1 protein-coding gene is annotated in these 229 nt (G+C 72.9%); it reads right to left on the bottom strand.

Going from position 1 to position 229, the window contains the following annotated elements; all coding sequences use genetic code 11:
- The coding region (locus CVH10_RS25080) for a hypothetical protein (protein ID WP_219925145.1) at nucleotides 1-229 on the bottom strand (229 nt) is incomplete at both ends.

Here is a 229-nt window from a genome sequence, read left to right as displayed (position 1 = left end):
GGCCTGGATTTGGGCGTCGATGTCGGCCAGTTCGCTGCGGGCGCGGACCATGTCGGGATGCAGCGGGCCATAGCGGACCGACAGGTCGGCGACGCGGGTGCTGATGACGGCGCGTTGGCCGCGCAGGTTCTGCACCACGGGCGAGGTCAGGGCCTCGGCCACGTCGTCGCCGTTCGACCCGGCCGCCATCTGGGAACGGGCGGTGCGAAGGCGCGCGTCCTGCTCGGCC

This window comes from Halomonas sp. ND22Bw, from assembly GCF_003011945.1.
Taxonomy (GTDB): domain Bacteria; phylum Pseudomonadota; class Gammaproteobacteria; order Pseudomonadales; family Halomonadaceae; genus Halomonas; species Halomonas halophila.
The sequence above is the reverse complement of the archived record's forward strand: the minus strand, read 5'-3'. Positions and strand labels throughout refer to the sequence as shown.